This is a genomic window from Paracoccus alkanivorans (assembly GCF_003697785.1).
Taxonomy (GTDB): Bacteria; Pseudomonadota; Alphaproteobacteria; order Rhodobacterales; family Rhodobacteraceae; genus Paracoccus; species Paracoccus alkanivorans.
Genome location: NZ_QOKZ01000005.1, coordinates 237,866 through 259,063, shown reverse-complemented (window position 1 = coordinate 259,063; position 21,198 = coordinate 237,866). Strand labels below are relative to the sequence as shown.

At 63.3% G+C, this 21,198-nt stretch carries 21 protein-coding genes and 1 pseudogene; 17 read left to right on the top strand and 5 right to left on the bottom strand.

Features of this window, described 5'->3' with window-relative positions; all coding sequences use genetic code 11:
- Positions 1 to 131: 131 nt before the first annotated feature.
- Both C9E81_RS14585 and C9E81_RS14580 read left to right on the top strand, forming a co-directional pair.
- Complete coding sequence (locus C9E81_RS14585) at positions 132 to 821, top strand: GntR family transcriptional regulator (RefSeq protein WP_122113085.1); 690 nt, start codon at positions 132 to 134, stop codon at positions 819 to 821.
- 15 nt (positions 822 to 836) lie between these two features.
- Entirely contained in the window at positions 837 to 1,604 is a 768-nt protein-coding gene (locus C9E81_RS14580; protein WP_122113084.1) for an SDR family oxidoreductase, read from the top strand.
- Between the two features lie 310 nt (positions 1,605 to 1,914).
- Here the strand turns inward: C9E81_RS14580 and C9E81_RS14575 are convergent, their stop codons facing one another.
- A complete protein-coding gene (locus C9E81_RS14575; RefSeq protein ID WP_122113083.1) occupies positions 1,915 to 2,640 on the bottom strand; it encodes a GntR family transcriptional regulator in 726 nt (241 codons plus the stop codon).
- An 80-nt stretch (positions 2,641 to 2,720) separates the two neighbouring features.
- Here C9E81_RS14575 and uxaC point away from each other — a divergent pair, with 80 nt between their 5' ends.
- From uxaC to C9E81_RS14525, 10 genes are all read left to right on the top strand, one after another.
- Positions 2,721 to 4,127, top strand: a complete 1,407-nt coding sequence (gene uxaC / locus C9E81_RS14570; protein ID WP_122113082.1) for a glucuronate isomerase — start codon at positions 2,721 to 2,723, stop codon at positions 4,125 to 4,127.
- 23 nt (positions 4,128 to 4,150) lie between these two features.
- Positions 4,151 to 5,134: a TRAP transporter substrate-binding protein gene (locus tag C9E81_RS14565; protein ID WP_122113081.1), complete on the top strand. Its 984-nt coding sequence runs from the start codon at positions 4,151 to 4,153 to the stop codon at positions 5,132 to 5,134.
- Positions 5,135 to 5,190: 56 nt separating this feature from the next.
- Positions 5,191 to 5,742 carry a TRAP transporter small permease gene (locus tag C9E81_RS14560; RefSeq protein ID WP_122113175.1) on the top strand — a complete coding sequence of 184 codons (552 nt, stop codon included), beginning with the start codon at positions 5,191 to 5,193 and terminating at the stop codon, positions 5,740 to 5,742.
- 4 nt (positions 5,743 to 5,746) lie between these two features.
- Positions 5,747 to 7,027, top strand: a complete 1,281-nt coding sequence (locus C9E81_RS14555; protein WP_122113080.1) for a TRAP transporter large permease — start codon at positions 5,747 to 5,749, stop codon at positions 7,025 to 7,027.
- The gene (locus C9E81_RS14550) at positions 7,024 to 7,305 is read left to right on the top strand and encodes a cupin domain-containing protein (RefSeq protein ID WP_122113079.1); all 282 of its coding nucleotides are present in this window, start codon (positions 7,024 to 7,026) and stop codon (positions 7,303 to 7,305) included. The genes C9E81_RS14555 and C9E81_RS14550 overlap by 4 nt, the downstream gene beginning before the upstream one ends.
- Before the next feature lie 287 nt (positions 7,306 to 7,592).
- Positions 7,593 to 8,417, top strand: a complete 825-nt coding sequence (gene kduI, locus C9E81_RS14545) for a 5-dehydro-4-deoxy-D-glucuronate isomerase (RefSeq protein WP_122113078.1) — start codon at positions 7,593 to 7,595, stop codon at positions 8,415 to 8,417.
- Positions 8,414 to 9,139 (top strand): 2-dehydro-3-deoxy-D-gluconate 5-dehydrogenase KduD, encoded by a 726-nt coding sequence (kduD, locus tag C9E81_RS14540; protein WP_122113077.1) that lies wholly within the window; start codon positions 8,414 to 8,416, stop codon positions 9,137 to 9,139. The genes kduI and kduD overlap by 4 nt, the downstream gene beginning before the upstream one ends.
- A complete protein-coding gene (locus tag C9E81_RS14535) occupies positions 9,111 to 10,556 on the top strand; it encodes a mannitol dehydrogenase family protein (protein ID WP_122113076.1) in 1,446 nt (481 codons plus the stop codon). The genes kduD and C9E81_RS14535 overlap by 29 nt, the downstream gene beginning before the upstream one ends.
- A 236-nt stretch (positions 10,557 to 10,792) precedes the next feature.
- Positions 10,793 to 11,926, top strand: a complete 1,134-nt coding sequence (locus tag C9E81_RS14530) for a GNAT family N-acetyltransferase (RefSeq protein ID WP_122113075.1) — start codon at positions 10,793 to 10,795, stop codon at positions 11,924 to 11,926.
- Positions 11,927 to 12,003: 77 nt separating this feature from the next.
- A complete protein-coding gene (locus C9E81_RS14525) occupies positions 12,004 to 12,246 on the top strand; it encodes a hypothetical protein (protein ID WP_122113074.1) in 243 nt (80 codons plus the stop codon).
- A 131-nt stretch (positions 12,247 to 12,377) separates the two neighbouring features.
- On the opposite strand, the gene C9E81_RS14520 is transcribed toward C9E81_RS14525, so the two are convergent.
- Positions 12,378 to 12,863, bottom strand: coding sequence for a peroxiredoxin (locus tag C9E81_RS14520; RefSeq protein ID WP_122113073.1), 486 nt, complete (start codon positions 12,861 to 12,863; stop codon positions 12,378 to 12,380).
- 80 nt (positions 12,864 to 12,943) lie between these two features.
- Here C9E81_RS14520 and C9E81_RS14515 point away from each other — a divergent pair, with 80 nt between their 5' ends.
- The gene (locus tag C9E81_RS14515) at positions 12,944 to 14,149 is read left to right on the top strand and encodes an NAD(P)/FAD-dependent oxidoreductase (protein ID WP_166461930.1); all 1,206 of its coding nucleotides are present in this window, start codon (positions 12,944 to 12,946) and stop codon (positions 14,147 to 14,149) included.
- On the top strand, positions 14,146 to 14,730 hold the full coding sequence (rsmD, locus tag C9E81_RS14510; RefSeq protein WP_122113071.1) for a 16S rRNA (guanine(966)-N(2))-methyltransferase RsmD: 585 nt from the start codon (positions 14,146 to 14,148) through the stop codon (positions 14,728 to 14,730). Before C9E81_RS14515 ends, rsmD begins: the two co-directional genes overlap by 4 nt.
- A gap of 87 nt (positions 14,731 to 14,817) precedes the next feature.
- Here the strand turns inward: rsmD and C9E81_RS14505 are convergent, their stop codons facing one another.
- Complete coding sequence (locus tag C9E81_RS14505; RefSeq protein ID WP_122113070.1) at positions 14,818 to 15,990, bottom strand: pyridoxal-phosphate-dependent aminotransferase family protein; 1,173 nt, start codon at positions 15,988 to 15,990, stop codon at positions 14,818 to 14,820.
- 268 nt (positions 15,991 to 16,258) lie between these two features.
- Between C9E81_RS14505 and C9E81_RS14500 the strand changes: the two genes are divergently transcribed.
- The 3 genes and pseudogenes from C9E81_RS14500 to C9E81_RS14490 all read left to right on the top strand — a co-directional run.
- Complete coding sequence (locus tag C9E81_RS14500) at positions 16,259 to 17,926, top strand: ABC transporter ATP-binding protein (RefSeq protein WP_243698675.1); 1,668 nt, start codon at positions 16,259 to 16,261, stop codon at positions 17,924 to 17,926.
- On the top strand, positions 17,923 to 18,642 hold the full coding sequence (gene ygfZ / locus C9E81_RS14495; protein ID WP_122113068.1) for a CAF17-like 4Fe-4S cluster assembly/insertion protein YgfZ: 720 nt from the start codon (positions 17,923 to 17,925) through the stop codon (positions 18,640 to 18,642). Before C9E81_RS14500 ends, ygfZ begins: the two co-directional genes overlap by 4 nt.
- Positions 18,643 to 18,906: 264 nt before the next feature.
- Positions 18,907 to 18,987: pseudogene (locus C9E81_RS14490) on the top strand (IS5/IS1182 family transposase); the annotation flags it as partial.
- A 407-nt stretch (positions 18,988 to 19,394) separates the two neighbouring features.
- Here the strand turns inward: C9E81_RS14490 and dinB are convergent.
- Both dinB and C9E81_RS23125 read right to left on the bottom strand, forming a co-directional pair.
- Positions 19,395 to 20,516, bottom strand: a complete 1,122-nt coding sequence (gene dinB / locus C9E81_RS14485; RefSeq protein WP_122113067.1) for a DNA polymerase IV — start codon at positions 20,514 to 20,516, stop codon at positions 19,395 to 19,397.
- Between the two features lie 33 nt (positions 20,517 to 20,549).
- Positions 20,550 to 21,197, bottom strand: coding sequence for a hypothetical protein (locus C9E81_RS23125; RefSeq protein WP_208021179.1), 648 nt, complete (start codon positions 21,195 to 21,197; stop codon positions 20,550 to 20,552).
- Between the last annotated feature and the right edge of the window lies 1 nt (position 21,198).

Genomic DNA, 21,198 nt, shown 5'->3' with positions numbered 1-21,198 from the left:
ATGCGGCCTCCCCGCCGCTGCGATCTGAGATCACAGTTTTCATTTTAACAACATTTGTCAACGATTCATTTGCATATTGCTTGCGAAGTGAGATCACAGTTGTAGAATGACGGTATGGTCAGGACAAATACATGATCCCGGATTCGCCACATGTGACGCGCCCCGAGCGCCCGGATTCGCTTACCCGGCAGGTGCATGACATCCTGTGCGAGATGTTGCTGTCGGGGCAATTACGGCCCGATGATCGCATGTCGATGCGGGATCTTGCCGACCGCCTGGGCGTGTCGGTCATGCCGGTGCGGGAAGCGGTTAGCCGGCTGGTGGCCAGCGGCGCATTGGAGGTCAGGCCGAACCGTGCCGTGGCGGTGCCGGTTCTGACACGTGCCGGGTTCCAGGACCTGACCGAGATCCGGATTTATAACGAAACCTATGCGGTGCGGCTTGCCGCCGAACGCATGCCGGTGCCCGCGATGGACGAGATGCGAAATCTTGACCGGCGTTTCCGCGACTCGCTGGCCAGTCCCGACGGGCGCGATGCGGTGCGCGCCAACAAGGCGCTGCATTTCCATATCTACGAGGCGGCGGGATCGCCTGTGCTATGCGAGGTGATCTCGACCATGTGGCTCAAGGCCGGCCCGGTGATCAATCTCGATCTAGGCGATGCATCGCGCCGCAACCGCAACGCCGCGTCGGTGCGCAACCATGCCGATCTGGTCGCCGCCATCGAGAGGCGAGACGGCGAAGCGGCCGCCATGGCGCTGATTGCCGATATCCGCTCGGCTGCCGAATTTATCCTGTCGCGTGACGTCTTGCGCGGCTGAAACGGGGAGGGAAAGATGGACCTGCAACTCAAGGAACACCGTGTGATCGTCACCGCAGGCGCGAATGGTATCGGGCGCGCCATTGTCGAGGCGTTTCTGGCCGAGGGCGCCCGGATCGCGACCTGCGATATAGACGAGGCCGGACTGGAAAGCCTGCCATCCGGGGTGATCCGCCATCGCGTCGATGTGGGTGACACGAAAGCCCTGGGCGATTTCATCGATGCGGCCATCGCCGATCTCGGCGGGCTCGACTGTCTCGTGAACAATGCCGGTATTGCCGGGCCGACCGCTCGGATCGAGGATATCGATCTGCCCGCGTGGGAGCAGTGCATGAATATCTGCCTGACCAGCCAGTTCGCGGCCTGTGCCCGCGCCGTGCCGCATCTGCGGAAAAGCGACAATGCGTCGATCGCCAACCTGTCTTCGGCGGCCGGGCGGATGGGGTTTCGCCTGCGCACGCCCTATTCGGCTGCAAAATGGGGGGTGATCGGGCTGACCAAATCGCTGGCCATTGAACTTGGCAGCGATGATATCCGCGTCAACGCCATCCTGCCGGGACTGGTCAGCGGCGACCGGCAGCGCCGCGTGCTGGAGGCCAAGGCGCAGTCGCAGGGGCGCAGCGTCGCCGAGATCGAGGCAGAGGCGTTTTCCTTCGCCTCGATCCGGCATTACGTTACGCCGGAACAGATCGCCGATCAGATCCTGTATCTGGCCAGTATCAGGGGGAGCACGATCTCGGGGCAGGCGATCTCGGTTTGCGGTGATCTCAAGATGCTGGCCTGACTTCGCGAACCCGATCTATGGCGATCGCCTCAGGCTTTCCCTACATTCCGGCTTGGCTGTGATCGGAGTCCGTTCGAGCCGCCGCAGGGAACTCGGTGCCGGGGCTGCCCGGTTAGCCTAGCCCGATCATTCTTCGGCCGGAAGGCCTCCGTCATATGCGCGGGCATGGTCCCGCACAGCCTCAGTAAGTTCGCCGGGCGTGGAGTGGGATTGCGGCGCCGATTCTCCTCTGCCCGACACGGGCGGTTGGCCGGGCAAGTTTCACTCTTATGTCGCAAGGGGACGGAAGCGTGGTAGCGGCGCGGCTGGCCTACGAATCCGTGCGCTGCTTCCGGTCGAATGCGTCGGGATTGTCGGCGCGCAGGCGCGGGAAGATTTCGGCGATCCGGCCCAGATGTCTTTCGCAGGCGGCGATGGCCCGGTCAGCATCGCGGGCGCGCAGGGCCGCCATGATTTCGCGATGCTCGGCCAGGGCGCGCGCTGCGCCGAAAGATAGCGACAGGTAGCGCGCGCGGTCCATATGGCCCTTGTTCTCCTTGACCAGCGTCCATGCGAATTCGAGGCCGGTATAGGCGCAGATGTCATGGTGAAACTGATCGTCCAGCGCGTGGAATTCTGCCCGCCTGTCGGCTCTGACGGCCGCCTCTTGCCGTTCGACCAGTTCGTCCAGTGCGGCGAGATGATCCGCCGTCAGCCGTTCGGAGGCCTTGCGGAGGCAGGCGGTTTCCAGCGCCAGCCGGATGAACTGCGCCTGCAGGATCGATTCTTCCGAAATCGCAGTGACGATCGTGGCGCGTTGCGGCCGGATCTCGATGAAACCCTGTTGTGACAAACGATAAAAGGCGTCCCGAACCGGCTGGCGCGAAACGCCCATTTTCGAGGCAACCTCAGCCTCGGACAACCTGGTTCCGGGTGGCAGGCTGAGATCGATCACGCGCTTGTACAGTTCCTCGAAAATCTGGTCGGTCACGGTGCGGGGGCGCAGATCGTCCAGTGTCGGCAGGCCCAGGGGGGGTGGTGTGTTTTGTTGTGACATGGTGAACGGCTCCGGTTGACCTGACTTGTAAACTAGCATATTAGCAGACTCGCTAGAGGGCAAGTGAGTCGGGAGGGCCCATGCCATTGCTGGACGAGGATCGATTGTTTCCCGTCGAAGGTCGCGCCCGTGATCTGGCGCGCGCACTTTATGACAATGTGCGGGATCTGCCGATCATCAGTCCGCATGGGCATACCGACCCGCGCTGGTATGCCGAGGACGAGGCATTCCCCGACCCGGCCCAGCTTTTCGTGACACCGGATCATTACGTTTTCCGCATGCTCTGCTCTCAAGGGGTGGAGCTGACTGACCTGGGCGTGCCGCGTGTCGATGGCGGCCCGGTAGAGACGGATGGGCGCAGGATCTGGCGGCTCTTCGCCAGCCATTACCACCTGTTCCGGGGCACGCCTTCGAGGATGTGGCTGGATCATTCCTTCCAGCATGTCTTCGGCATAGACCGGCGGCTGACAGCGGAAACGGCGGATTGGTATTACGACCATATCGCTGATTGCCTCGCCAGGCCGGAATTCCGGCCGCGCGCCCTGTTCAAGCGTTTCGGCATCGAGGCGATCGTCACAACCGAGGCGGCGACCGACGATCTGCGCTGGCACCGGATGATCCGCGAGTCGGATTGGGATGGACGGGTGATCACCGCCTATCGTCCCGATGGCGTGATCGATCCCGAGATGGATGGCTTCGCGGCTAACGTCGCGCTGATGGGGCAGCAGACGGGGTTCGACACCGCGACATGGCAGGGCTATCTGGATGCCCATCGTGCACGGCGGGCCTATTTCAAGGAATTCGGCGCAACCTCGTCGGATCACGGCCATCCTTCGGCCCGGACCGAGGATTTGCCGCAGGCCGAAGCGGCGGCGCTGTTCCAGAAGGCGCTGCGCGGGGAATGTTCGGCTGAGGAGGCAGATGCCTTCCGCGGTCATATGCTGACCGAGATGGCGCGGATGAGCCTGGAGGACGGGCTGGTGATGCAGATCCATCCCGGCTCGCGGCGCAACCATTCCGGTCAGGTGATGGCGATGTTCGGGCGCGACAAGGGATTCGATATTCCCGGCCGCACCGATTACGTCACGGCGCTGCGCCCGCTGCTGAACGCGGTGGGAATGCGCTCGGATCTGACGGTGATCCTGTTCACGCTGGACGAGACATCCTATTCGCGCGAACTGGCGCCGCTGGCCGGGGTCTATCCCTGCCTGCGCCTTGGCCCGGCATGGTGGTTTTACGACAGCGCCGAGGGCATGCGCCGGTTCCGCGAGATGACCACCGAGACGGCGGGTTTCTACAATACTGTCGGCTTCAACGACGACACTCGCGCCTTCTGTTCGATCCCCGCTCGGCATGATGTCGCGCGGCGGGTGGACTGCGCCTACCTCGCCACGCTGGTTGCGACCGGGCGGCTGGCCGAGGACGAGGCGCATGAACTGGCGCGTGACCTGACATACGAGCTCGCAAAACGGGCCTACAGGCTTTGAACTTCACATAGGGAGGAAACGACATGAAGTTCCTGACGACGACACTGGCCGGATTGCTGGCATCCGCCGCCTTGGCGACGGCTGCGGCTGCGGAATGCGAAACGACCCTGCGGTCATCGGACACCCATCCCGACGGTTACCCGACCGTCGAGGGCGTCAAGGCTATGGCCGAGGAGGTCAAGGAAAAGACCGGAGGCCGGATCTGCATCGAGGTATTCCCCTCGTCGCAGCTGGGCGAAGAGAAGGACACGATCGAACAGACCCAGTTCGGGGTGATCGACATGGTTCGCGCCTCTTTCGGGACGTTCAACGATATCGTGCCGGTGACGCAGCTTTTCTCGCTGCCCTACCTGTTCCGCTCGGAAGAGCATATGCATGCCGTTCTGGATGGGCCGATCGGCGAAGAGGTGAGCGCGAAATTCGCGGAACATGACCTCGTCGCGCTAGCCTATTACGATGGCGGGGCGCGCAGCTTCTACAATTCTCAGAAGCCCATCGAGTCGATCGAGGATCTGGAAGGCATGAAGTTCCGCGTCATGCAGAACGATGTCTTCGTGGACATGATGGACGCGCTTGGCGCCAATGCCACGCCGATGCCTTATGGCGAGGTCTATTCGGCGATCCAGACCGGGGTTATCGACGGGGCCGAGAACAACTATCCCAGCTATGACAGTTCCGGGCATGCGGAAGTGGCGAAATATTTCACGCTGGACCAGCATCTGATGGTGCCGGAAGTGGTCGCCATCTCGAAGCTGACCTGGGACAAGCTGTCGCCCGAGGATCAGGAGATCATGCGCGAGGCGGCCCGGAATTCGGCGGAGTTGCAGCGCAAGCTCTGGGCCGAGCAGGAAGCGGCTTCCGAGGAAAAAGTGGTCGCGGCAGGCGCCGAAATTATCAAGGAGATCGACAAGACACCCTTCATCGAAGCGATGGCGCCAGTTTACGAGAAATACGTGACCACGCCCGAGGATCAGGATCTGGTCAAGCGGATCCAGGAAACCGAGTGATCGCAGCGCCGCCCGCGGTTTACCGCTGGCGGCATACCCATTGGAGGGCATATGTGATGCGTGACGCGTTGGTAAAGCTGGCCGGATGGACCGGCGCGGTTGCCCGTGCCGGGCTTTGGGTCGCGGGCGTGGGGCTGGTGCTTATGACGGCATTCGTCTTTGCGCAGGTCTGTTTTCGCTATCTTCTGGGCAGCAGCCTGTTCTGGGCGGAACCGGCCAGCGTCATGCTGATGGGCTGGTTCATTTTTCTCGGCGCGGCGGTCGGCGTGAAAGAGGGCTATCACCTGTCTTTCGACGTGGGCCTGATGATCGTGCCGGAAAGCTGGCGGGCATGGTTTCACAGCCTCTCCGATATCGTGGTCGTGGCCTTCGGATTCGGCATGACCTGGTTCGGTGGGCAATTGGCCGCCAAGGCGGCGGGCGGTGATATCCCCGGACTCGGCATCTCGCGGCTGTGGGACTTCGCGCCGCTGATGGCCGGAGGCGTGCTGCTGATGCTGTTCTCGACCGAGCGGATCCTGCGCCGCGCGGCGGGGCTGCGCACCCTGCGCTTTGGCGACAATACCGATGACGACCTGCAGGAACCCGACCGGCAAAACGGAGCGTGAGCCAATGGAATACTGGATCCTGTTCGGCAGCTTTACCGGGCTGCTGCTTATCGGCACGCCGGTCGCCTTCTGCCTTGGCGCGGCGAGTTTCTTTACCGTGCTTTATCTGGGCTTGCCGCCGGTGGTGGTGTTTCAGCGGCTGAATTCCGGCATTTCGGTTTTTGCGCTGATGGCGATCCCTTTCTTCATCTATTCCGGCGACCTGATGGTGCGCGGCGATATCGCCCGCAGGCTGGTGGCGCTGGCGGGCAGCGTGGTCGGCCATATGAGGGGTGGGCTGGGGCAGGTGAATATCATCGCCTCGCTGATGTTCGGCGGCGTGTCCGGCTCCGCCGCCGCCGATGCCTCCGCGGTCGGCGGGCTGATGGTGCCGCAGATGAAGAAGCGCGGATATGATGTTGATTATGCGGTCAATATCACCGTTGTCAGTTCTATTATCGCGCTGATGATTCCGCCTTCGCACAACATGATCATCTATTCCATCGCGGCTGGTGGGCGGCTGTCCATTGCTGACCTGTTTACCGCCGGAATAATCCCAGGGCTGGTGCTCGCGCTGATGCTGATGATCGCGGCATGGTGGGTCGCCCGCAAGAAGGGCTATCCGACCGAGCCCTTTCCCGGCCTGCGCATGATGGGCGCGCTGTTCGTCTCGGCACTGCCCGGCCTGATCCTGATCGCGATCATCTTCGGCGGAGTGCGCTCGGGCATCTTCACCGCTTCGGAAAGCTCGAATATCGCAGTGGTGTACGCGCTGCTGATCACCGCGCTGGTCTATCGCAGCCTGCCATGGAGCGAATTCGTCGAGGCAACCAAGGGCGCGGTCCGCACCACCGCGATGGTGCTGCTGGTCATCGGCTGCGCGGCCTGTTTCGGCTGGCTGCTGGCCTATCTGAAGGTGCCGGCGCAGCTTGTGACCTTCTTGGAAAATATTTCCGACAATCCGCTGGTCATTTTGCTGCTGATGAACCTGATCCTGCTGATCCTGGGCACCTTCATGGACATGTCGCCGCTGATCGTCATCACCACGCCGATCTTTTTGCCGGTGGCACAGGCGTTCGGGGTCGATCCGGTGCATTTCGGGGTGATCCTGGTGCTGAACCTTGGCATCGGGCTGTGCACGCCGCCGGTTGGCGCGGTGCTGTTCGTCGGCTGCGCGGTCGGCAGGATCAGCATCTGGCAGGCGATGCGCACGATCTGGCCCTTCTATGGAGCGGCCTTTGTGACCCTGATGCTGGTGACTTACATCCCCGCACTTTCCCTCTGGCTTCCTGCGGTGTTCAGATGAGCGATCCTGTCCGTACCGTCCTTGCCCATTCACCGGAGTTGATGGTCGTCCGCTTTGCCTTCAAGGCGGGCGACCGGGGGGCGCTGCACAGCCATCCGCATGTGCAATCGACCTATGTCCGGTCGGGCCGTTACCGCTTCACCATGGATGGCCGCGAATTCGAGGTCGGGCCGAGCGATGCCTTCGTGATCCCCTCGGGCGCGGAACATGGCTGCCTGTGCCTTGAGGAAGGAGAACTGATCGACAGTTTCACCCCACGCCGCGACGATTTCCTCTGAAAGGTGCCAAGCGGTTTTGAAATGATTTCGCATATCCATGCCAAACTCTTTTCTGGCCGCTATGTCCCTGCGCGGAATCAAGGCCCAGCGGGCCGCCGCGCAGCACCCGGCCGCCCCCCGGACGGGCGCTTTGCTGAAGTTATCCTGCTGTATCCGCGTCGTTCGGGGCTGCGCGATAAAACGCTAATCACAAGCCATCATGCGCCCATCCGCGGCCCGGCGCTGCGCGGCTCTGTCCGACCATCTGATCCGCCACATTTGAATTCTGCCAAGTCACAGGAGCCAACATGACCCATGTAGAAACCCGCCACGCGATCCATCCGGAACATGCCAAGGCCATGGACACCGCCGCACTGCGTCAGCACTTCCTGGCCGAGGGACTGTTCGCCGATGGCGAGATCCGGCTGGTTTATACCCATTACGACCGTTTCGTGGTGGGTGGGGCAGTGCCCGGGGACAAATCCCTGACACTGGACCAGATCGAAGAGACCAAGACTCCGAATTTCCTCGACCGGCGCGAGATGGGGATCGTCAATATCGGCGGTCCGGGCCGGGTCGAGGCGGCCGGGCAGGGCTGGGACATGGCTTATGGCGATGTGCTTTACCTGGGCATGGGATCCGGCCCGGTGACGTTTTCGGGCAAGGGGCGCTTCTATATCACCTCGGCCCCTGCGCATCGGGAACTGCCCTGCCGGCTGGTTACGGTGAGCGAGGCGAAAGAGGTCAGGCTGGGCGCGGTCGAGACCTCGAACAAGCGCACCATCCGCCAGTTCATCCATCCGCTGGTAATGGAAAGCTGCCAGCTTGTGCTGGGCTACACGACGCTGGAGGATGGCTCGGTCTGGAACACCATGCCCGCCCATGTGCATGACCGCCGGATGGAGGCCTATCTCTATCACGGCATGGAGCCCGAATCGCGGGTATTGCACCTGATGGGCGAGCCGCAGGAGACGCGGCATCTTTTCGTCGCCAACGAGCAGGCGGTGATCTCTCCGACATGGTCGATCCATTCCGGCGCGGGGATCGGCGGCTATACCTTCATCTGGGCGATGGCGGGCGATAACGTGGATTACACGGATATGGACTTCATCCAGCCAGAGGATTTGCGATGAATCCCTTTTCGTTGAACGGGCAGGTTGCGCTGGTGACCGGCGCGAATACCGGGATCGGGCAGGCGATTGCCGTGGCCATGGCGCAAGCCGGGGCCGAAGTGATCGCCGCCGGGCGCCGCGATTGCGACGAGACGCTGGCGCTGATGGGCTCGGGCCGGGCCATGCGCCTGGATTTCGCAGACCCGATGGCTGCGCGGGATGTCTTTGCCGCAGAGCGCATCGATATCCTAGTGAACAACGCGGGCATCATCCGGCGCGAGGACGCGGCGGAGTTCTCCGAGGCCGATTGGGACGATGTCATCGACGTGAACCTGAAGGCGCTGTTCTTCACCTGCCAGGCTTTCGCGCGTGCGGCCCTGCCGCGTGGGCGGGGCAAGATCGTCAATATTGCCTCGCTGCTCAGCTTTCAGGGCGGCATCCGCGTGCCCTCCTACACCGCCAGCAAGCATGGCGTGGCGGGGCTGACCAAGCTGATGGCGAATGAATGGGCGGCGCGGGGGCTGAACGTGAACGCGATCGCGCCGGGCTATATCGAGACCAACAACACGCAGGCCCTGCGCGCCGATCCCGACCGCTCGAAGGCGATCCTCGACAGGATCCCTGCGGGTCGTTGGGGCAAGCCCGAGGATATCGCGCAAACGGCGGTTTTTCTGGCCGCACCCGCCTCGGATTACATCAACGGGGCGGTGCTGAATGTCGACGGAGGCTGGCTTGCGAGATAGGCTTTACCGAGAACCGTCTGATACGCCTGCGGGCATCGTGCATCTGGGACTCGGCGCGTTCTTCCGTGCCCATGGCGCGATCTATATCGCCGAGGCGATGGCAAAATCCGGCGGCGATTGGGGCATTACCGGCGTGTCGCTACAATCCCCTGGCACCCGCGACCGGCTGCGCCCGCAGGGCTGGGCCTATACCGCGCTGGAGCTTGGCCCCGGAGGCGAGAAACCACAGGTTATCAGCGTGTTGCGCGAGGTGCTGGTCGCGCCCGAGGACCGTCAGGCGGTGCTGGATGCGATGGCCGCGCCGCAGGTGAGGATCGTCAGCCTGACCGTGACCGAAAAGGGCTATTGCCATGAACCCTCGACCGGGCGGCTGAACCGCGAGCATCCCGATATCCGCCATGACCTGGCCGAGCCGCTGCCGAAAACCGCGCCGGGATTTCTGGTGCGGGCCTTGCAGGCGCGGCGGGCGGCGGGGCTGCGGCCATTCACCGTGCTGTGCTGCGACAACCTGCCGGAAAACGGTCATGTGGTGCGGGGCGTGGTGCTGGAACTCGCCCGGCTGATCGATCCGGCGCTGGCCGATTGGATCGAGTCCGAGGGCGCGTTTCCCTCGACCATGGTGGACCGCATCGTGCCCGCGACCAGCCCCACTGATCTGGACCGGCTGGAGGCATTGACCGGCACGCGCGACGAGGCCCCGGTGATGCACGAGCCCTTCCGGCAATGGGTCGTTGAGGATCGTTTTGTCGATGGCGCCCGCCCCGATCTCGCATCGGTCGGCGTGCAGATGGTCGAGGACGTGACGCCTTTCGAGCATATGAAGCTGCGGATGCTGAACGGCACCCATTCCTCGCTGGCCTATCTGGGCTATCTGGCGGGATACGAGACCATCGCCGACACGGTGGCCGATGCGGATTTCTCGGCATTCGTCCGGGGGCTGTGGCAGGGCGAGATCATCCCCGCGCTGACCTCGCCCCCCGGCGTCGATCTGGCGGCTTACGCGGATGCGCTGCATGACCGCTATGCCAATCCCGCGATCCGGCATCGGACATGGCAGATCGCTATGGATGGCAGCCAGAAACTGCCGCAGCGGATACTCGGCACCATCGCCGAGGCGCGGGCGGCAGGCAGGGCGGTACCGGGCCTTACCTTGGCAGTCGCGGCATGGATGCGCTATGCCTCGGGCCGGGACGAGGCCGGGAAGCCCATCGAGGTCAAGGACCCGCTCGCACCCCGGCTGGCCGAATTGTGGCAGGAGGATTCGGCCCGGACCGTGCAAGGTTTCCTGGCGCTGGCCGAGGTCTTTCCCCCGGTCTTGCGCGAGGATGCGGGCTTTGCCGATGACCTGACGGCGGCATTGTCAGGGCTGGTCGAAAAGGGTGCAAAGGCGATGATCCGAGAATGCGTGAATGCCTGAGCCCGGTCCTCGACCCGGCCGACGATCCTGACCGGAAAGGTATCGCCCCTGCCGGTCACGAGATCGCCCACGAGGTATCGCGACGGGCGAGGCGGTCTGATGGTTTGCTGAATTTTTCGGCGAACCGACGCAGGGATGCGGCGCGTAGGGAGGTTTTGCGACGGGGTGATGACAATTGCCCCGCCCTCACGCATTGGCCCCCTGACAAATCCCGCCGGAATGCCTAGTTTCACCGCATGAGCGCCTCCCTCACCCTGACCACCCATGCCGCCATCTCGGAAATTCCCGCCGATATCTGGGACGGGCTGGCCGGCGATCATCCCTTTACCAGCCACCGCTTCCTGGACGCGCTGGAGCAATCGGGATCGGTCGGGCCGGGCAGCGGCTGGCAGGCACTGCACCTGACGGTGGAATGCGACGGGCGGATCGTCGGCGCCGCGCCGCTCTATGCGAAATCGCACAGCCAGGGAGAATATATCTTCGATCATGCATGGGCGCAGGCCTATCTGCGGGCGGGCGGACGCTATTATCCCAAACTGCAATGCGCGGTGCCCTTCACCCCGGTGACCGGACCGCGCCTCTTGTCTCCCGATCCTGCGGTGCGGCAGGCCCTCCTGTCTGGGATGGCGCAGGTGGCGGAACGCGCAGGCTGTTCCGGTGTCCATGTGACCTTCTGCACTGCGGAAGAGGCTACCTTGGGCGAAGAGGCAGGGTTCCTGCCGCGCGTCACCCAGCAATTCCACTGGCTCAACCGCGATTACGACAGTTTCGATGCTTTCCTGGCCGAACTGTCATCGCGCAAGCGCAAGGCGATCCGCAAGGAACGCCAGCGTGCACAGGGCTTTGGCGGGACCATCCGGCAATTGACCGGCGACGATCTTCGGCCCGAGCACTGGGATGCCTTCTGGGAATTCTACCAGGACACCGGCAACCGCAAATGGGGCCAGCCTTACCTGACCCGCAGTTTCTTCGATCTTGTGCAGGAGAACATGCGCGACGATGTGCTGCTGGTGTTGGCCGAACGCGACGGGAAACCCATTGCAGGGGCGCTGAATTTCATCGGCCCGGATGCGCTATATGGCCGCTATTGGGGCTGTGTCGAGGATCACGCCTTTCTGCATTTCGAACTGTGCTACCATCAGGCCATCGACTACGCCATCGCGCGGGGCCTGTCCCGCGTCGAGGCCGGGGCGCAGGGCGAACACAAGCTGGCCCGCGGTTACCTGCCGGTCGAGATCCACTCGCTGCACTGGTTGCGCGAGGAAGGATTTCTGCGCGCGGTGGCCGATTACCTGGACCAGGAGCGTGAGGCGATGGGCGAAGAGATCGGGATGCTGACGGATTGGGGACCGTTCCGCAAGGACGGGTAGCCGCCTATCCGCCGGGCACACTTGCGGTTGCAGTTGATTTCCGGATGATAGGGCAAGGCCCGATGGAGCGTTCTAACATGATGATTTTCTTCGCAGTCCTGGTGGGGGTCGTTGCTGGCCCGCTGCTCGCCCTCGCCACCAGATCACCTGCCCAACGCAAGGGATTTGCCAAGCGCGAGGAGAAATTTCGCCAGGGCATTGGCCGTGACCCCAACCGGGCGCTGTTCGGGCCACACAAGCTGTTCTGGTGGAATGCACTGTTTTGGGGAGTGCTATTTGCCACCATTTTCGCCGTGATCGGCCAGATGGGACCGAGGTGAATCTTTCCCTGCTTCGGATCGGTCTATGATGGTGCATTGCGCAAAAGCGCAGGCTCGGTGCGGTCAGCCATTCCGAAGGAGCCGGAAAGGGCGGTGGCGGGATTGCCAAGACAATCCCGCCCAGGTTTCGTTCAGACCTTTTCCAGTAAGGCCTCTCCGGCGCTGACGCTGCACTGGCCCGGCGAATCCTCGATATCGATCACCTCGAACTTGCCGTCTTTCAGCAATGCGGCAAAGCGTTTGCAGCGGCCGTAAAGCCCGGCTGGTGGCGCGTCGAAACTAAGCCCGAGCGCGTTGGTCACGCTGCCATCGGCATCGGCGAGAACCTCGATTCCCGCATCCGGCGCGCCGGTCGATTTGGCCCATGCGTCGCAGACGAAAGGATCGTTGACGGTCAGGCAGATGATGCGGTCCACGCCCTTGGCACGAAACTGGTCGGCGGTGCGGATGAAGCTGGGCATATGAGCATTGGTGCAGGTGCCGGTGAACGCGCCCGGCAGGCCGAAGACCGCCACCCGGCCCTTGGCCAGATCGCCCGTATCGACCGCTTCGGGGCCGCTTTCGCCCACCCGCAAGAGCTTGCTCTGGGGAAAATCGTCGCCTGTCGAGATGCTCATCGCCTGTTCTCCTGAATTGCATTGGATTCGGCCCGACTATAGGTTGCAACCCGGCGACAAACCAGATGTGGAAAGGCGGCGTGATGCGGATCGTGATCCTCGGGGCGGGGCAGGCGGCGGCCTCGATGGCGGCACGGCTCAGGGCCAATGGCCATGACGGACCGCTGACCGTGATCGGGGCGGAATCCGCCGCGCCCTATCAGCGCCCGCCGCTCTCCAAGGCCTATCTGCTGGGCGAGATGGGCGTTGACCGGCTGGTCCTGCGCGCGCCCGAATGGTGGCGGGAGCAGGGGATCGAGTTGCGGCTGGAGGAATGCGCCGTTTCGATTGACCGGGCTCGCCGCAAGGTGACAACGGATCGGGGCGAGATCGAATATGACGCGCTGGCCCTGACCCTGGGCGCCGCGCCACGCCGCCTGCCTGCGGAGATCGGCGGGGAACTGCCGGGAGTTCATGTCATCCGCAACCTCTCCGATGTGGATCTGATGGCACCCGAGATGCAGCCCGGCCGCCGGCTGGTGGTGATCGGCGGCGGCTATATCGGGCTGGAGGCGGCGGCGGTTGCACGCAAGCTGGGACTGGAGGTCACGCTGGTCGAGGCCGCGCAACGCATTCTTGGCAGGGTTGCCGCGCCCGAGACGGCGGACATGATCAGGGCACTGCACCGCGCGCATGGTGTCGAGATCATCGAGGGAGTGACGGTCACCCGCCTGACCGGTGACGGGCGGGTGACCGGCGTCACATTGGGTGATGGCCGGACCCTGCCCGCCGATCTGGCCGTGACCGGGATAGGGATCATGCCGGAAACGGACTTGGCAAGGAATGCGGGGCTGGCGCTCGACAACGGGATCGCCACCAATGAATTCGGGCAAAGCTCCGATCCGGCCATCTGGGCAGCGGGCGATTGCGCCAGCTTTCCCTGGCGCGGTGGACGCATCCGGCTGGAAAGCGTGGGCAACGCCATCGACATGGCCGAGGCCGTGGCGGACAATATCCTTGGGGCGGCAAGGCCCTATATCGCCAGGCCGTGGTTCTGGTCCGACCAGTTCGACGCCAAGTTGCAGATTGCCGGTCTTGGCACGGATTACGACAGGATCGTTACCCGGCCGGGCGACGGGGCGCATGGCGGCTCGGTCTGGTATTTCGCGGGGACTGAACTGCGCGCCGTCGATGCGCTGAACGATGCCCGCGCCTATATGATCGGCAAGCGCCTGATCGAGGCCGGACGCTCTCCCGATCCCGATCTGGTTCCCGGCGTCCCCGATCTCAAGACGCTGCTTGCATGAGGATCGTGGGCGGCACATTCCGGGGGCTGAAGCTGGCCGAGCTGGGGCAGGGGGATGCGGCCGCCCATCTGCGTCCCACCACAGACCGGGTGCGCGAAGCGGTGTTCAACCTGCTGATCAACGGCAATCACGGTAATCCCGTTCCAAATGCCCGCGTGCTGGACCTGTTCGCTGGAACCGGCGCCCTGGGGCTGGAGGCGTTGTCGCGTGGCGCGGATCATGTAACTTTCGTGGATAACGGACCGAAATCGCAGGCACTTATTCGTGCCAATGCCGAGCGTGCGCGGGTAACGGACCGGGTCGAGATCCGGCGGGGCGATGCCACCAGATTGGGGGGTAATGGCGGGCAGCCTCATGGGCTGGTCTTTCTGGATCCGCCATATGCAAGGCGCATGGGAGAAAAGGCGGTAATATCCGCCCTTGACGGCGGGTGGATTGCTCCCGATGCGATGATCGTATGGGAGGAATCGCGGCCTCCGGACATTCCCGCGCCGCTGGTGCTGATAGATCAGCGCAAATATGGGGACAGCATCATCAGTCTTGTGCGGGTTCCGGCCGGGGCGAGCGTTTCGAGCTTTTGACCGAGACACTCGCTCCTTGTAGCTGGTCAGGGTCGCGCGGGGGTTTCATGGCAATTGCCTGACCCCGATCCGCCACGGCGGGCTGTGTCAGGCGCGGATCGCGATGACCTGCGCCGCCGCCTCCAGGGCACCGCTGCCATGCGGGATCGACAGGGCGCTCAACCCGGCCTCCATCGCGCCAAGCGTGGCCATGACCATGGCGGCGTTGCAATGGCCCATATGTGCGATACGCAGCGCGTTCTCGGGATCTTTCGCCCCAAGTCCGACGCCCAGGGTAACGCCGGCCTTCTCGCTGGTCCATTTGCGCAGTGCATCGGCCCCGGGCAGCGACAGCGCCGTGACCGCATTCGCGCGTCCTACCGGTTCTGCCACGGTCAGCCGGATGCCCGGATTTCCCTTGCCCCATGTCTCGACGGCGGCCCAGACCGCCTCGGCAAGCGCTGCATGACGTGCCCATGCGGCCTTCAGCCCCTCTTCGTCCAGCAGCATATGCAGCGCCTCTTTCAGCGCGAAAAGCTGCGGAACCGGCGGCGTTCCGCTCCAGAAGCGCCAGGGTGCTTCGGCTTTTGCCCGCAGGTGCCAATCCCAGATCGGAGTGGTCAGCGCGGTGCGCCCCCGCGCAGCCGCCCGCTCCGAGAACCAGACGAAAGCCGTCCCCGGCGGACACATGAGCCCTTTCTGGCTGGCCGATATCAGGACATCGACGCCCCATGCATCCATGTGCATCGGCGAACATCCCAGTGAGGCGATGGCATCGACGACCAGCAGCGCCGGATGCCCCTCCATCGCCGCGTGGATGGCGGGAATATCGGCGGCGGCGGAACTGGCGGTATCCGTCTGGCAGACCATCACCGCGCGGATCAGGCCATCGCGGTCCTCGGCCAGCCTCGCCGCCACGCGTTCGGCTTGGGGCGGGGCATTGTCGAAATCCATGACCTCGACTGCTATGCCCATCTCGGTCATCTGGGCGGCCCATGACGCGCCGAAATGCCCCGAGACCAGCAACAGGGCCCGATCGCCCGGCGCGAAGAGATTGGCCGCCGCGGCCTCCCACCCGGTATGGCCGTTGCCGATATAGGGGGCGAGGTTGGCGCTCGTGCCCGCCAGGTGCTTCAGCTGTTCCATGACTTGCTGGTTCAGCTTTGGCAGCTCCTCTCCGTAGATGTCGGGAGAGGCGCAATGCGCGGCGCGCAGCACGCGGTCGGGGGTGGGCGAGGGGCCGGGAATGGCGATGACGGGATGCCCAAAGGCCAGGCTCATGATGGCGTTCCTTCACAAACTGCAAAATCGGTATGCCTGTTCCCGCCCGAGGTCAACGGGGAAGGATGCGCGGTTTCGCGGCTTGCCCGTAACCGCCGGGACGGGATATGGCGGTATGGAGTTCTTTGATCCGTCACGACAGGGCGGAGCTTTCCGGTCCGGCCAAGGAGATGATCATTCCGTGACACAGCCAGCCACCCAAGAGCTTCCGTCCCGGCAACTCTTCGTCAGGCTCTGGAAGAACTACCTTCACCAGCATCGCGGCGCGATGGCCCTGGCCTTCGGCCTGATGACGGTCGAAGGCTCGACACTGGCACTGATTTCCTGGATGTTGAAGCCGCTATTCGACCGGGTCTTTATCGGCAAGGACGCCGATGCGATCTGGTGGGTCGGCGGCGCGATCTTTGCGATCTTCCTGTTGCGCGCGGTGACGCTGATCGCCAGCCGGTCACTGCTCAAGCGGATCTCGCTGAACATCTCGACCGAGATGCAGCGCGACATGCTGGCGCATATCCTGACGCTGGACGGCCGGTTCTTCCGGGACAACTCTCCCGGTGCACTGATCGAACGGGTCCAGGGGGATACCATCGCCGTGCAGGGGGTCTGGGCGACCATCATCACCGGGGCGACGCGTGACGTGATCTCGCTGATCGGTCTGTTCGCGGTTGCCGTGAGCATCGATCCGGCCTGGACGGTGGCGGCGCTGATCGGGGTGCCGCTGCTGGTCGCGCCGGCTGCGCTGATCCAGCGCTATATCCGCCGCAAGATGCGGCAATCCCGCGCCAATGCCAGCCTGCGTGCGACACGGCTGGACGAGATCCTGCACGGCATCGCCTCGATCCGGCTGAACCGGACAGAGGAGGCGCAGACGCGGCGTTTCGGCGAGATCATCGGACGTATCCGCCGCGCCGAGATCAAGGTTGCCGCGACCAGCGTGCTGATGCCCGCACTGACCGATATCGTGACCGGTATCGGTTTCGTGGCGGTGCTGGCGCTCGGTGGTAGCCAGGTGATGGATGGCACGCGCAGCGTCGGCGACTTCATGTCCTTCTTCACGGCGCTGGCGCTGGCCTTCCAGCCGATGCGGCGCCTTGGCGGAACGGCGGGAAGTTGGCAGACCGCCGCCGCGAGCCTTGAACGGATTTACCAGATACTGGACACGCGCCCGACCATCCTGCCAGGGCCGCGCCGCGAAGCCCCCACCGACACGTCGATAGAACTGGATGATGTGCGGCTGTCCTATGACGGCCAGCAGGTGCTGCACGGGCTGAGCTTTCGCGCCGAGGCCGGGCAGACCACGGCGCTGGTCGGGCCTTCGGGGGCGGGCAAATCCACCGTGTTCAACCTGCTCACCCGGATGGTAGACCCCGATGGCGGACGCGTCCTGCTGGGAGGCATCGAGGTCGCCGAATACGATCTTGAAACGCTTCGCGACCAGTTTTCGACCGTGTCGCAGGAGGCGGCGCTGTTCGACGAGACATTGCGCGACAATATCCTGATGGGACGCCCCGATGCCGATGAGACGGCACTCCGGCAGGCATTGGAGGCCGCGCATGTCTCGGAATTCACCGACGGGCTGAACCAGGGGCTGGACAGCGCGGCGGGGCCGCGCGGCTCGTCCCTGTCGGGGGGGCAGCGCCAGCGTGTCGCCATTGCCCGGGCCGTGCTGCGCGATGCCCCGATCCTGCTGTTGGACGAAGCCACCAGCGCGCTGGATTCCGCCAGCGAGCGGCTGGTGCAGGATTCGCTGGACCGGCTTTCCAAGGGGCGGACCACGCTGGTCATCGCGCATCGGCTTTCGACCATCCGCAATGCTGACAAGATCGTGGTGATCGATGCCGGCAGGGTTGTCGAACAGGGAAGTCATGACCAGTTGATGAGCAAGGGCGGCAGCTATGCCAATCTTGTGGCAATGCAATTCGGAGAACCCTCATGACGCGTCAGATCATCCGCATCACCGGAGAGGACCGGGTGGATTTCCTGCAAGGCCTTGTGACCAACGATGTCACCCGGGCGCCGTGCTGGGCGGCGCTTCTGACGCCGCAGGGAAAATACCTGGCGGATTTCCTGGTCGTGCCGCAGGGTGATGCGCTGCTGCTCGATATCCATGCCGATCTGGCCGAGGATCTGATCCGCCGCCTGACGCTTTACAGGCTGCGCTCGAAGGTCACGCTCGAACCTGTCGCCATGACCGTCGCGCGCGGGACCGGCCCGGTGCCGGAAGGCGCGATCCCCGATCCGCGGCACGAGGCGCTTGGCTGGCGTCTTTACAGCGGCACGGGCGATGACGGCAGCGATTGGGACGCGATCCGGGTGACCCATACGATTCCCGAGACGCTGGTCGAACTGATCCCCAATGAAACCTATATTCTCGAAGCCGGGTTCGAGCGCCTGCATGGCGTCGATTTCCGTAAGGGCTGCTATGTCGGGCAAGAGGTCACGGCGCGGATGAAGCACAAGACCGAACTGCGCAAGGGCCTGACCACCCTGCGGATCGAGGGCGAAGCCCCGGTCGGCACGCCGATCACCCGCGAGGGGCGCGAGGTCGGGACCTTGTTCACCCAATCGAACGGGCGCGGCATCGCCCATATCCGCTTTGACCGCGCGGGCGACGGGATGGAGGCTGGCGCGGCCCGTGTCTTCACGGAATGACGGACGGGGCCGAAGCGCCCCGCGATGCCGGACCCGAACGGGTCCGCAAGATCATCCATATCGATATGCTATGTAGACCATACCAGCGGCGTTCAGTGGAGCGGCCTCTAACTACTTAGCAACTGTATTTCTCAGGCGGCCTGATTGGTCCATTTCATACGAGATTTGCAAAGCGCGTTTGCGATTGTGACGCGCGGATGGCGTGTCTCGAGCCGTTCGTCAGGATAATAGTCCCCCCGGACTGTTATCTGATCCTCCTCATATATCGCAACACGCTACGACAGATGTCCCAAGGTCTTCTTATCCGCCATCGCACTCGTGGCGACTATCATCTTCTGGCTATGAAAATGACGAGGCCTGACCCTAAACAAGTGACCTCAATGTGCTTGAGCGAAGGGAAAGATGATAGCTGAGATCTCTCAGCCTTGTTTCATCAAGGCCATATCCGTGCACTACCTTATCGTACAAGTCAATTCCCTGGAGCTCTGCCCAGTTCTCAATTTGATTTATGTGGGTGAGGCGCGTGTGAATCGTATTTGGTGTATAATGTCGGTGCGATGCAGCCCACGCCCAAGGGTAAAGTGACGGCTGGTTTTGATCTTTGTAAACACAGAATTTCTCTTCACCGGCTGATGGGCCGGCAGAAATAGCAGGTCTGATAATTATGCTCATGGTGGATTTGCGCTCTGCGTGTGATGCGCAGTCTCGCGAAAGCCTACCATGTTTATGCGAATATTATGCTTTTCATTTATCTAAAAAAGCGGCAACTGCGTCTGGTCGCGGCCCTCGTCCTGTTCAAAGCCCGACAGGGTGATGCCCAGCAGGCGGGCGCCGCGCGGGTCGGGCAGCACGGTCGCGGCCAGTTCCCGGGCGAGCGCCAGCATCTCGGCCTCGGTCCGCACGGCATGCGGCAGGGTCCGGGCGCGGGTGACCTGCTTGAAATCCGAGAACTTGACCTTGACCGTCACGGTCCGGCCCTGCAGATCGTTCCGGGAAACATGCCGCCAGACCTTTTCCGCCAGCGGCGCAAGGGCGCCATGCGCCTCTTCCAGCGTCATCAGGTCGGTGAAATAGGTGTTCTCGGCCCCCACGGATTTGCGGATGCGGTCGGGGCTGACCCGGCGGTGATCGATCCCGCGCGAGATATTCCAGTAATACCGCCCCGATTTGCCGAAGCGCCGGGTCAGGAAATCCAGATCCTGCGCGCGCAGATCGGCGCCGGTATGGATGCCCATCGCCTGCATCTTTGCCGCCGTGGCCGGGCCGATGCCATGGAATTTCTCCACCGGCAGGGTCAGCACGAAATCGGCGCCGCGCCCGGGAGGGATGACGCAAAGGCCATCGGGCTTGTTCTGGTCCGATGCCAGCTTCGCCAGAAACTTGTTATAGCTTACCCCGGCGCTGGCGGTCAGTCCGGTCATCTCGCGGATGCGCGCACGGATCTCGCGGGCGACCTGAGTGGCGGTCTGGCCGGGCCAGAGATGGTCGGTCACGTCCAGATAGGCCTCGTCCAGCGACAGGGGCTCCACCAGCGGGGTGTAGTCATTGAAGATATCACGAATCTGGCCACTGACCGCGCGATAGACATCGAAGCGGTGACGCACGAAGATCAGGCCGGGGCAAAGCCGCTTTGCCGTGACCGAGGGCATGGCCGAGCGCACCCCATAGGCCCGCGCCTCGTAGCTGGCCGCCGCCACCACGCCGCGCAGTGCCGCTCCGCCCACGGCGACGGGCTTGCCCCGCAGTTCCGGGTGATCGCGCTGCTCAACCGACGCATAAAAAGCATCCATGTCTACGTGGATTATTTTGCGAACAGAATGGCTTAGAGGGGCTTGTTTCGCTCTGTTATCTGTGGCGCTGTTCCCTCCGGGCATTGGTTCATCGCTCTTGTGCCAGGGTTCCATATTTCAACTCGCCCACAATAGAACAAATGGTAAACGATACTTGCCTGTGAGCCAACCCTGCCGGCTAGGCTTCGGCCCCGCAAATATTGGAGCCAGAAGACAGTGGCGGGTCCGCCCCACTTTTATTTGACAGTCTCGGGGTGGGCCGGCCAGCCCTATCCCATCCGCAACCCTTACCGCAGACGGTGCCATATCGCCGGTTCTGGTCGGGGCTGCTTCATTCGCTCCCGCATTTCGGTCACGACGTCCTCCAAGGGGAGGCGGTCGGGAGGCGTCAATCGCGGCCTGCAAACTGCGTTCGAACAGTTCTTGGCGTAGATCGGCATAAGGCTCCAGCTTCTCATGTTCGCCCAGGATCACGAACACAGCTTCGGACGGGTCGAGGAATTGTTCCTGTTTGATCTTGTCGAGCAGCCATAGGGCCAGTTCCGGAGGCAGATAGGCATCAAAGCGTAACCCGCCTTTTTCGGCCTGGTCGCGCAGTCGCTTGGTCTGCTTGAACCTTGTCGGTGGTATCGTCCTTATGCATACTTGGTTGTTGCGGACGAAGCGCCAACCGCCATTCGGAGGGGCGCGAAGACACGATTTGTCATACTTCCCGTCGAAGGGTTCAAGCATCTGCCGCGGATTCAGGATATCCGACATCATCATG